The organism is Maridesulfovibrio ferrireducens, assembly GCF_900101105.1.
Taxonomy (GTDB): Bacteria; Desulfobacterota; Desulfovibrionia; order Desulfovibrionales; family Desulfovibrionaceae; genus Maridesulfovibrio; species Maridesulfovibrio ferrireducens.
Map to the genome: position 1 here is coordinate 696,650 of NZ_FNGA01000003.1, position 11,916 is coordinate 708,565.

The window sequence follows — 11,916 nt, forward strand, 5'->3', positions numbered from 1 at the left end:
TGTTATTGATTCCCACTAACTGAAACATACAGCCGCTCTTGAAAACCCACAAAGACATCACGGATTGCGGCAATACTTCCAAGCTCTGCAACTGCATCACCTGTTGAATGGTATTTAAGCTCCAGCAGGTCAGGTAGTTTGTCTTGATCAAGTTCGTTTACGCCATCGGATACGTAGTGAGCGAGGACGAAGGACAGGAATTCCTGCTGTTTATCGTTGTATTCTCTAAAAATTAGCCCTTTGCGGCTTTCCACCCGCTCTTCTCTGCTGATGGGAGCAAGAGCGAAAGCGATATATGCGAGAACGTCGAAAAGATCGCTTTTCTCGGCATTGATCATCGAACTTAGGTCGCGTAGCTGTTCTTGCCCGTAACCCCTTTCTTCAAGTCCTGAGAGCAGTTTTTTACGGGTGTCCGGTTTACCCCAGAGTGCGCATAGTTCATCTTCATCTTTGAACAATTCCGGCAAATCTCCGTACATCTGTTCGATAAATTCAGCGGCTGAGATAGGCTTTCCTTCTGTGCTCCAAAAGGTTGTCGCCATCATGTGCTGAATCAAGCGTTCTTTGCCATCTGCCAGTTTGATTCTGAGCTTAGGTTTCTTCTTACAGATACAAGGAATCTCGCCACATTTAGGGCAAGTTTCCGGTGTTTTTTCGCAAATACAAGGACTCTGTCCACATATAGAACACGGTATTGGATCAATTTCTATTCCCGGACCTTCTGTTCCACCTTCAGGCTCTTCTGGATCGCCGTCCCATTCAGGATCGCTGAAATGTTTATATGCTCCGACAAAATCATAAATTGTGAAATAATCTTTCCCGTCAAACAAACGGGTTCCGCGCCCTACAATCTGTTTGAATTCAATCATGGAATTAACAGGCCGCATCAGTACAATATTGCGGACATTTTTGGCATCTACGCCCGTGGATAATTTTTGTGAGGTGGTGAGAATGGTTGGAATCGTTTTTTCGTTATCCTGAAATTTGCGCAGAAAAGCTTCACCTGCGGCTCCGTCATCGGCGGCAACACGCACACAGTAATTAGGATTGGTGCTATCTTTTACCTGATTAATTGAGTCCCGAATCAGCAGTGCATGGGCCTGTGTTGAACCGAACACCAGCGTTTTGTGATCCTGATCAATTGCATCCATAAAAACTTTAACACGTTTCTTTTCACGCTCAGGAATTACTATTTTTATATTGAAATCACTTTCTGTATACAGCTTGCCTTCCTCAACCTCTCCTTCCAGCACGGAATCATCGGAAGTATAAGTGTAGTCATCAAGGGTCGTTGCAATCTGAACAACTTTGAACGGGGTAAGGTAGCCGTCGTTAATGCCTTCTTTAAGCGAGTAAATATAAACAGGATCACCGAAATAACTATAAGTATCCACATTCCCTTTACGCTTCGGGGTGGCAGTAAGCCCAAGCTGAACCGCTGGCGAAAAATAGTCCAGAATGCCGCGCCAGTTGCTTTCATCCCGAGCACCGCCACGGTGGCACTCATCTATAACGATAAAATCGAAAAAGTCCGGCGGATAGTCCCCGAAATTAGGAGCAGGGTTACCTTCCTCATCTGTCCCGCTCATAAAAGTCTGGAATATTGTAAAGAAAACACTGCCGTTCTTAGGGACCATGCCTTTTTTACGGATAGCATCGGGAGAGATGCGGATCAGTGCGTCTTCGGGGAATGCTGAAAAGGAGTTATAAGCCTGATCGGCCAGAATATTACGGTCTGCAAGAAACAGAATTCGAGGTCGACGTGTAATCTCTTCACCGCCGCGCCATTCTTTTAAATTCCAACGGCTATGAAACAATTTCCACGCCAGCTGAAATGCAATAAAAGTCTTACCCGTTCCCGTGGCAAGAGTAAGCAGAATGCGGTCCTTCCCCGCTGCGATTGCTTCCAGAGTGCTGGTAATCGCATTATGCTGATAATATCGCGCTTCCCAAGCTCCGCCTTTGTCCTCGAAAGGAACAGCGGAAAATCTGTCGCGCCACAAACTTTCTTCTGCATAGGTAGCATTCCAAAGCTCATCCGGCGTAGGAAAAGACTCAATATAACCTTCCGTACCGGTTTCCATATCTATGCAGTAAATACCGATGCCATTGGTAGAATATGTAAAACGAGTTTTCAGCTTTTCAGCATAACGCTTGGCCTGCGCAACGCCCTCAGTGTCCGGTAAACCCGCCTTTTTAGCCTCAATAACAGCCAGCTTTTGCCCACGGTAAACCAGTACATAATCTGCTATGTCCTGCTTACTGCGTTTACCACCGCCAAGGAGACGGCCTTTGGTAATGACTTCACGTTTAACTCGGCTTTCCGCAACCTTGCCCCAACCGCAAGCAACAAGAGCAGGATCAATTAATTCAGCACGGGTTTCAGCTTCATTGAGGTTCTGGTGCATCAGTTCTCCAGTTGGTCGGATACCATGTCAGGGTCAGTGGTTAATTCGCCTGCGAAAGCTTTTTGCAGGATGGATTGTTTTAGGTCTTTTAGGTTTTTTAGTTTTTGTTGGTAGATGGATTGGAGGTGTTGGGATTTTGCCATCATCTCGTCTATTTTTTGAACTAAATGTTTTTGTCTTTGTCTAGGAGGCCAAAAAACATTTAGTGCATGAACATTATTCCTATTCAATGAAGGGTTTGCTGTTCCTGAATCAAGTCCTTTAACATCAAGTCCTTTTAAAAAATAATAAACAAGTTTTGGGTTATTCCCTATAAAATCTTTAACCCAAAGAGTCGTATCATGAGGCCAATAGTCTTCTTCTAAATAATAAGCCGTTCCAAGAGAACCTTTTCGTCCAATTACTACGCCCGGAGCAATTGCTTTAGCTGTATTGTGATGGCTCTTTATACCCCCACTAGATACGACTGGAATTGTTCCATAAATTTGTTGCTTTTTGGTAATATCAAAACCACGTTGAAGAATAAATTGATCTTTGATGTTCGTTTCTTCCCACCCATCACCCTTCTCTGCAAAAACATCATTCAAATAACTCTCAAACAACTCCCGAGCATTAACAAGGTTCTTCTCGGTGTTAGCGATAGATTTATCAATGGCCGCAAAAGCTTTGTCGAGTGTGGCTACTATGCGCTTTTGTTCTGAGAGTGGGGGGAGCGGGATTGGAATTTCTTTAAGTTTGCCTTGATTAAGTTTTGGGACTGTCAATCCTGTAATAAAAGCAGACAAATTTGATCCATTTAAATAATAGGTAATCCATTTATCTAAAAGCATATCTGGATCAGTCCGGACTACATGAGCGTGATTGTTAACCCAGTATTGTCCTTCTACTATAAATGCAGTATTTTCACCTGCACCCCATTTTGCTCCATCCTCTCCTATCAAAACAAGCCTTTCGTCAAAGATAAAATTTTCTACGTAATCAAGAATCCCTGTTGCTCCGTAGTATGGATATGGACCAGAAACTCTATCCTTTTTGGTGATGGGCTTTCTAAATTTATCTAGAACTTCACAAGCCATCCCTAGAGGTTTTAAAGTCCAACCTATAACGACGTTTGAAATTTGATCCATTACAACATCCCCCGAACCGCACCCAAAATCTCAGCAGTCTCAGCATCAAGCACCACCATCTCCGCCAAAATATCTTCCGGCTTCCGAAGCGGCTCTTCTTCCGGCGCATTAGGATTCTTGGTAGAAAGATCAAAACTACCCTGATCAACATCCTTAATATCAACAGACCAAGATTTCTCAGACTCAGCAAAACGCTTCTGCAACTCAACGAACTCTTTCAAATCATCATCATTAAGGCAATTAGTCTTCCCCATATTCCTACCGGGATCTAACTGATAATACCAAATCTTCTCAGTAGAAACGCCCTTCTCAAAAAACAGCACGACCGTTTTAACCCCCGCCCCTAGAAACGTTCCACCGGGACAATCTAAGACCGTGTGCAGATTGCAATTCTCAAGTAATTCCTGCCGTAATGCCTTGGATGCATTGTCAGAGTTAGAAAGGAAAGTATTCTTGATAACGACCGCCGCCCTACCGCCAGCTTTCAGATATTTGATAAAATGCTGCAAAAACAGAAATGCGGTTTCACTGGCCTTGATCGGGAAATTCTGCTGAACTTCCGGTCTCTCGCTGCCTCCAAAAGGCGGGTTGGCAAGGATAATATCGTAGCGGTCTTTTTCTTCAACATCAGCGAGGTTCTCTGCCAAAGTGTTGGTGTGCAGGATGTTAGGTGCATCAATGCCGTGCAAAATCAAATTCATGATGGCGATAACGTAGGCTAGGGACTTCTTTTCTTTACCGTAGAAAGTAGCAGTTTGCAGAGCGGTCAGCTGTCCGGTGCTTAAGTCTGTGCCTTTGCCGTCTGCGCCATGCCTCAGGTAATCATAACTTTCGCATAAGAATCCCGCAGAACCGCACGCACCGTCATATATTGTTTCGCCTATTACAGGATTAACAACTTGTATCATTGCACGAATAAGCGGCCTCGGTGTGTAGTATTCACCACCGTTGCGACCGGCATTACCCATGTTTTTAATCTTGGTTTCGTAAAGATGGGAAAGCTCGTGTTTCTCTCTCTGGGATTTGAAAGTGAGCTTATTCATCAGCTCAAGCGCATCCCGCAGGGAATAACCGGACTGGAACTTATTTTTGATTTCGCCGAAAATTTCGCCGATCTTATATTCTATAGTATCAGACGAAGACGCTCGCTGCTTGAATCCTTTCAAATACGGGAAAAGCTCTTCATCAATGTATGAAATAAGGTCATCACCGGTAAGGGCTGTATCGTGATCATAACTGCCGTCATCTTTTTTAGGGGCAGCCCACTTAGACCAGCGGTACGCTTCATCAATAATATGGGTGTAGCTCTTGCCGCGCAGTTCTGCTTTGCCCGCACGGTCAACTTCAAGATCATCAAGATATTTTAGAAACAACATCCATGAAGTCTGCTCAGTATAATCAAGCTCTGAGGAGCATCCTGCTTCTTTTCTAAGTACATTATCTATATTTTTAAATGTCTGCTCAAACATCAGTATCCTTATTGGTTTTGTCTTTATTTATAACAAGATAACAACAGTGTCTATAATATAAATCGTAATGTGACACACTGCGCCAAAAAGGTTTCGTACACATGTTGGGAAAGTGCAAGATTTAATGTTCTGGGGAAGTGGGATGCAGGGGTATGTTGTCTTATGTGGGTAAAGTTAGTCTATTTTACTTATTCAATATTTTTTCTTAAAAAAATTCAAAATTGAGTACAACCACGAGTATCCCAATTTACACCAAATACAAAAACAAACTATTCCGCACACTTACATTACCAATTCGATAGCCCCCGCCTCCACCATTTTTTATAAGGCCCCATTTCAAAAGCCTCGTTTCCAATCGGAAACGAGGCTTTGTTTTATTCATGAAGTATAATTAATGCGTCTAACGAATAAGCAGCTTTTCAATATTCCTGAAAAGTTTTGACTTAACTTGACATTGATCCTTAGAACAAAATTCCAATTAGCTACTACCTTTCACGAAAAGACTGCTGCAGCGATAGATAAATCGGCTTCATAAAATAACCGATCAGTGTTTTTTCCCCAGTTCGGATATCTGCCATAATGGTCATTCCGGGTAAAACTTGCAACTTTTGATTGTTTTTTTCGAGGTAACTCTTATCTAAAGTTACTGTTCCCTCGTAATAAACACGGCCCTTTTCGCCAACGATAGTTGTGGGTGAAATATCAATTAACTTACCTTTCACTCCGCCATAACGGGCAAAATCATAAGCTGTGAATTTTATTGTCACAGGCTGGCCCACTTGAATATGCCCTACGTCGCGTGACGAAATATGAACTTCGGCAATAAGCTCCTTCCCTGCAGGAACAAGTTCAAGCACAGTTTCTCCGGGTTTGACTATCTCCCCCAGCGAATTAACCTGAAGATTATGAATTACTCCATCCTGTGGTGCTTTCACGGACAACTGGAATACATCCATCTGAAATCGCTTTATTATTTCATGTATCTCTGAAGCCTCAGCTTCTACTACCGTAAGCTCGGACATCCATGATTCAAGAGCTTCTTCTTTTAGCTTAACAAGTCTATTCTTACTTTCAGTAAGCTTTTCGCCAACCTGAATACGATGTACCGGAATCTGATGCAGACTTTCCTGAACCTGTAAAAACTGCCTTTTTACACCAAAGTATTCACTTTTACCGACCAGTTCCTGTTTGAAAAGTCCTTCATATGATAGATACTCTTCCTTCAAAAGATCGTTTTGTTGACGCAAAGTATTCTCTCTGCTGTCCAGATTTCTAAGTTCAGCTTTATACTGATTTATTTGATTATTAAGGATAGCCCTCGAAGCATTCATAGACTCAATCTTTTGCGCATGAAGTCTTCTTTGCTGGGCGGCAAGATCCTTATAGCGGTCATCCACTTTTGAATAGTCCGGTTTTCTGCCATCAATCAAAGCAGCAAGCCTTTCTTTACGTAAATCCAGAGCAGCCAGCCTCCCAAGATGCTGATCCAAATTGGAGACAGATACAGTCGGATCCATTATGATAAGGTCCTGCCCTTTTTTAACAGCTTCCCCATCTCGAACCAGAATGGCTGAAACAATTCCACCATCTTCGCTCTGAACCCTTTTTATATGACCAGAAGGAATGATTTTGCCGCTGCTAACAGCCACTTCGTCAATTTTTGTAACGGATGCCCAACCGATAAACGACGCAATGACCAGCGTCAGAGTAATAATGACGTAGCGTACAAGCCTCGGCACTCCTGTCTCTTCAAGCAGTAATGCCTGCGAGAGATGCAGAGAATCTTTTTTATTGATGCGAACTTTTCTGTTTTCAGGGCTCATGGCTACTTCCTTTGAATACAATTAAAATAAACAGGATTTATATTCATCCGGCAAACTAGGCAGAACTCCATCCCTTGGTCCGAAAAGTTTAACTTTCCCTTTTTCCAACCAAAGAATTTTATCAGCAGCCTGAAGGTATTCGCAATGGTTTGTTACAGCGATTACAGAGGTTTTCCCCTTCATAGATTTAATCATATCGATAAAAAAAAGTCCTTCCTCTGAAGAGGGACGTTCAAGAACTTCATCAAGTAAAAGGATTGGTGCAGGACGAACCAAAGACCGGCACAGATTCAATTTTTTAAGGAATACCGTATGCATCTGTTTCATTCGGTAATCCCCCATTCTGGTCTCAAACCCATTGGGTAAGGACTCGATATCCTTGAGCACACCAACAATTTCACAGGCTTTTCTGAGCTCTTCATTACTTGCTGTAGGATGAGTAAGTCTAAGATTCTGAGCAATTGTTCCATAGAAAAATTGCGGAACTTGCGGAGTGTATCCAATAGTTCGCCTCAGCAGCAGCGGATCCATCTGGCGCAAACTCGTATTGTTAATTGTAATCATGCCTGCTTGTGGACGATACAATCCCATGATTAATTTCAGAATTGTCGATTTACCGGCCCCGTCATGTCCGGTAATAGCAAGAAATTCCCCATGATTAACTGAAAAATTAACTCCCAGTAAGGCCGGATGCGCATCACTGGTATATCTGATGGAGACTTGTGAAAACTTGATGTCACCACGCATTTTACGATTCAGCATAAGCAGTGATTCAGAGTGCTGTTCAATGTCCAGATTCATGAGTCGGTCAACCTGTTTGACACTTTTATTGATGCGCTCAACCTGCAACATGACCACAAAGGCGGATCTCAAAGGAGCAAGAATGCGCCAGACCAAAATCATTGAGGCCACCAAGGCTCCCATAGTCATTTCACCAGCAATAACTCCATTAACTGAAACAGCCATTGTTGAAACTCCGGCTGCCATAATCATGGTATTTGTAAGCACATTGATCTGAGAAGCCAGCTGTGAGGACCGGTATGACTGAGCTGCACATTCAGCAGAAAGCTGACGGTAACGTTTCTCCCATATCCGAGGAGTGCTGGTTAATTTTATAGCCCTGACCTTGGTAAGAATCTCCATGACAATTTCCTGCCGCGCAGCACCGACCTTGGCAACACCGGCATTCGCCCTTTTTACAAGCGGCATGTAAATAACTGCAAGGATGGCAAAAAAAACTATCGCCGTCAGTGGCACAAACACCACTGGTCCTCCCAATACCCACATCATGAAAAGAAGCAGGACAATAAAGGGCATCTCCAGAAGCGAAGTAAAAGCCTGCCCTGAAAAAAAATCACGGACTGAATCAAAATCTTTGATTCGCGAAGCCTGTGAGCCGATAGAAGCTGATTCGGTATATGAAGGGGGCAAATAAAGAATACGCCTAAAAACCTCATTCCCGACAATATTTCCCAGTCGTGCCCCGATAAAACTCATCATTCCAGACCGGATAATGCGTAACCCGAAATCACTGAAGATAAAGACCATGACCCCAACGACAATATAAGCAAGTTTGGTATTGTTATCAAAAAAAGGCATTTGGTCATAAATGGTCATTATAAACAAAGGCATAATAAGTGTAAGCACACTGAGTAGAAAAGATATAAGAAGGCCGTGCTGAAAAGTTTTACTGAACCGTTCAAGAACGTTTCTGAACCAGTTTTCTTGTTTCCGATGCAGTGAATGCCCTCTCGTGTCCACCTGATCAAAAAAGAAGGCCGTACCCATCCGTGTATCCGGCTTGAGAGCCTGATAAGACTCACTTTCTCTGATATAAGCCAGAAAATTTAAGCCATCACTTTTGGTCAACACCATAGCATTGCCGTCACTGTCTACAAACAAGCAAGGCAAGGTTCGATCGTCAATATTGTTCAAACGCACGGCCATGGACCGACTGCCGAACTTGAGGTTTGCCATAACATTTAAAAGATCGGACAAATCTAGACTCTCAGAAAGATGAGGCATGGCTTCTGCCAAATGGACATCATTTCCCCGCCAGCCAAGAGCATCAAGCAGGGGCGGTATACAAAGCCCAAATCCACCGGGAACAGCAAAGGGAGAAGAACTGACACTACTCATTGTGTACCTCCTCACCTGAATGAGAATTTCTCACAACAAAAGTCTGATAATCAATCCCGTTAATGTGGTTGACCCACCAATCCAGAACAGACAGTTTTAGCCCGCTTACAATATGCAATCTTCCCTGTTTGAACTCTTTATAATGATCTTCAATCATTTTCATGAAAATTGCGTGCTGTTCCAAATGGGCTTTCATGAGCGGACTTTTCATCTGTTCCATGATCACTTTTTCATGTTCAAAATGAATTTTCGCATAATCCAGAAGACGTTGAAAAATCTCATCCCCTTTATATAAATTTTCAAAAGAAGCTTCCTGATTGTTAAGAGCTTGAATAATTAAATTTAAATCAAGAGCATATTGAGTAAACAACATATGATCATGATCAATCTCAGAAATATTAATAAGCTGAATAATACCAGCCACATCATCCCATGTTCGTGCGGATTGTAGAATCCAACGTTTCCATGCCATCTCCCATTGCCCTTTTCTTTCTGCTGTTTCAGATATCATGGCTGCACCTCCTTCTTAAGTTTTCCACTCTCGAGGCTGTAAACAGAATCAGCCATTGAAAATAAAGTGGAATTTCCGGTAGCTATTATGATGGTGCAATTGCCTTTAAACTTACTCATTAACCAGAAAAAAAGTTGCTCACTATCCGTATCCATGGATTCATTTACTCTATCCATCAGGATAAGCCGGGGACGAACAGTCAAAGCTCTGGCAAGACAGATTCGCTGAATTACTCCAGTAGGTAAAAATTCATAAAGCCTGTTGCCTACCTTAGTTTCATAACCAAGGGGCAACTCTGAAAGAACATTATCAAGTTGCAAAAGAGAGGCTGCATCCATTGCCACCTGTCTGTTTGCCGGGTTGAATAGAGTCAGATTATCAAAAATAGTTCCGTTGAAAAGCGTGCCGTGCTGGGGAATATATTCAATCCTTCCCTTGTAATTATCATGACATACGTCACGCAAGCCATGTCCATCTATGAATACCTGCCCGGAATCTGGACTATTCAAACCGTAAATAATGTTGAGCAGCTCCGTGGTGGGTCTACCCCCCTCTGTGTTAATGCAAACCATATCACCGTCTTCAACAGTCATATTAAGTTCGCTAAAAATTTCGGTTCCATCACTTTCACGTCTGAATGAAATGTTATCCAGAACGACTTTCCCCTTGATTTCTTCAGGTAGACAAGGAGCTTCAAGATCATATTCTTCGCGTAGATTTACTATATTTTTGATTTGATCCTTTGCTATCTCAATATCAGCATGGCGAACCCAGAAAGAAGCAAGACTCCTGAAAGGTTGGAAGAATCTACCGCTGAGCAAAGTACAGGCTGCAAGGCTACCTAGAGTAATTTGACCCGAAATTGCCAGACTCCCGCCCACAAAAAGGACTCCGAAGAGGTTTATTTGCGAAAAAAGATTACCGATATTCATGGGCAAATTACCTATAAAAATCACATCATAATCCAACTGCGCCCCTTCTGCCTCAAGCCGTTCATGACGACGCAGCATGGACTCTTCAAGGGTAAGGGCTTTTACTGCGTGAATTCCGCTCAAAGCCTCGACAAGAAAGTTATAACGGCGATCTTCCTGACTCTTTTGCTTAAGCCTGTTTACGCTGTAACGACTACGAATAAAAGATGTGATGATCATAAACAGGGTCGCGACAGAACCAAGGTAGGCTGCAACCTGCCAACCGCCTAAAAAATACACCACTGCAAGAAAAAGAAAGGCAAACGGCAGGTCCAACATCAATTGGAAAGCCTGTCCGGCATAGAACGAACGCAGAGTATTCACTGCACGCAGACGGTCAAGATGTACCCCGGCCCCGTCTGTTTCAAAATCCTCCAACACACAATTTATCCAGCGACAGACACAAGCGTGAGACAGGCTATGTTCAAAACGAGAGGACATCCAGTTGGTAATCGTTGAACGGCACAACCGCAAAATAAGCTCTAGAAAAAGAGCACATAAAAAACCTGCAACCAACCATAACAAAGTGTTAGTTGCCTGAGTCGGGACAATTCGGTCATAAACCTGCATCAGAACTATTGGCAAAGCCAACGAAAGGACATTAATCCCCATAGAAGCAAGGAACAGGTCAAAGGAATTACGAATAAACGCAGGCATAGCCCAGAGGTCGCTCATAAATCCTTTTTTTTCCTTGAAGTATGATAAATCCATATATTTTTACCTGTATTTTCGGTTCAACTGACAGATATAGATTTCAAAACAACACTACCAATCGGACTGATCCGAGAAGTCTTCAGCTTCATTTTCGAACGCATCAAGGTTGTCAGCTCCATCGGAACTATCCTCGTCATTCTGATCATCACCTTTATCTTTACCCTTACCTTTTCCTTTACCAGAATCTGATTCGACCGACTCCGTCCAACTATTATCATCACCAAACGATGACGAGGACTGATCTCCATCACTATCAGTAATGTCAGTCCAGCTTCCACCAGAATCTTCACCTTCACTATCCATGAGGAAAAAGTCTGTTTCAAGAGAATCATCTCCATCAGTGCCTTCAACCCGTTCATCATAATGAGGCTGATCTTCAGTCACTCCGGGAGGAGCTTCATCCAGACCGTTACCAACGCCCATATTACCCTTAGGACCGCCCTTGTCAGCAGAATCTGCGGAATCCATATCAGATTCAGTAGAATCCTGATCTCCACCCTTTCCTTGATCGGGACCATCTTCAACGCGGCCCCACTGATTTCCCTTGCCGCCTCCAGATTCGGCAGTTCCATCATCAGTAGCATCTGAATCAGTTTCAGTAGACTTCTGCCCACCTCCCTTGCCTTGGTCAGGACCTTCTTCTACCTGTCCCCAGCGATTACCAGGCTTTTCATCACCGCTTGATTCGGGTTCCGGTTCACCTTCGGGCTCGGGAGCTACTGCGGGTTCCTCATCTGGTGCGGAATCTACGTCC

The 11,916-nt window shown here is 43.2% G+C and carries 8 protein-coding genes; all 8 read right to left on the reverse strand.

Annotation, left to right across the window (positions count from 1 at the left end; all coding sequences use genetic code 11):
* Positions 1–2: 2 nt before the first annotated feature.
* A complete protein-coding gene (gene hsdR, locus BLT41_RS12530; RefSeq protein ID WP_092161597.1) occupies positions 3–2,408 on the reverse strand; it encodes an EcoAI/FtnUII family type I restriction enzme subunit R in 2,406 nt (801 codons plus the stop codon).
* Positions 2,408–3,535, reverse strand: a complete 1,128-nt coding sequence (locus BLT41_RS17560; protein ID WP_211477662.1) for a restriction endonuclease subunit S — start codon at positions 3,533–3,535, stop codon at positions 2,408–2,410. The genes hsdR and BLT41_RS17560 overlap by 1 nt, the downstream gene beginning before the upstream one ends.
* The gene (locus tag BLT41_RS12545; protein WP_092161598.1) at positions 3,535–5,004 is read right to left on the reverse strand and encodes a class I SAM-dependent DNA methyltransferase; all 1,470 of its coding nucleotides are present in this window, start codon (positions 5,002–5,004) and stop codon (positions 3,535–3,537) included. Before BLT41_RS12545 ends, BLT41_RS17560 begins: the two co-directional genes overlap by 1 nt.
* A 485-nt stretch (positions 5,005–5,489) precedes the next feature.
* Positions 5,490–6,827, reverse strand: a complete 1,338-nt coding sequence (locus tag BLT41_RS12550) for an HlyD family type I secretion periplasmic adaptor subunit (RefSeq protein WP_092161599.1) — start codon at positions 6,825–6,827, stop codon at positions 5,490–5,492.
* Between the two features lie 21 nt (positions 6,828–6,848).
* Positions 6,849–8,966 carry a peptidase domain-containing ABC transporter gene (locus BLT41_RS12555; protein ID WP_092161600.1) on the reverse strand — a complete coding sequence of 706 codons (2,118 nt, stop codon included), beginning with the start codon at positions 8,964–8,966 and terminating at the stop codon, positions 6,849–6,851.
* On the reverse strand, positions 8,959–9,477 hold the full coding sequence (locus BLT41_RS12560) for a bacteriohemerythrin (RefSeq protein WP_092161601.1): 519 nt from the start codon (positions 9,475–9,477) through the stop codon (positions 8,959–8,961). Before BLT41_RS12560 ends, BLT41_RS12555 begins: the two co-directional genes overlap by 8 nt.
* Complete coding sequence (locus BLT41_RS12565; RefSeq protein WP_092161602.1) at positions 9,474–11,159, reverse strand: peptidase domain-containing ABC transporter; 1,686 nt, start codon at positions 11,157–11,159, stop codon at positions 9,474–9,476. The genes BLT41_RS12560 and BLT41_RS12565 overlap by 4 nt, the downstream gene beginning before the upstream one ends.
* Positions 11,160–11,213: 54 nt before the next feature.
* On the reverse strand, positions 11,214–11,916 hold a 703-nt coding region (locus BLT41_RS17480), incomplete at its 5' end, for a putative sodium/potassium/calcium exchanger (protein ID WP_170830366.1).

What these genes read in the sequence shown, in the direction of transcription:
- BLT41_RS12555 (WP_092161600.1), bottom strand. Translation starts at nt 8,966, where the DNA reads ATGAGTAGTGTCAGTTCTTCTCCCTTTGCTGTTCCCGGTGGATTTGGG.
- BLT41_RS17560 (WP_211477662.1), bottom strand. Translation starts at nt 3,535, where the DNA reads ATGGATCAAATTTCAAACGTCGTTATAGGTTGGACTTTAAAACCTCTA.
- BLT41_RS12550 (WP_092161599.1), bottom strand. Translation starts at nt 6,827, where the DNA reads ATGAGCCCTGAAAACAGAAAAGTTCGCATCAATAAAAAAGATTCTCTG.
- BLT41_RS12565 (WP_092161602.1), bottom strand. Translation starts at nt 11,159, where the DNA reads ATGGATTTATCATACTTCAAGGAAAAAAAAGGATTTATGAGCGACCTC.
- BLT41_RS12545 (WP_092161598.1), bottom strand. Translation starts at nt 5,004, where the DNA reads ATGTTTGAGCAGACATTTAAAAATATAGATAATGTACTTAGAAAAGAA.
- BLT41_RS12560 (WP_092161601.1), bottom strand. Translation starts at nt 9,477, where the DNA reads ATGATATCTGAAACAGCAGAAAGAAAAGGGCAATGGGAGATGGCATGG.
- hsdR (WP_092161597.1), bottom strand. Translation starts at nt 2,408, where the DNA reads ATGCACCAGAACCTCAATGAAGCTGAAACCCGTGCTGAATTAATTGAT.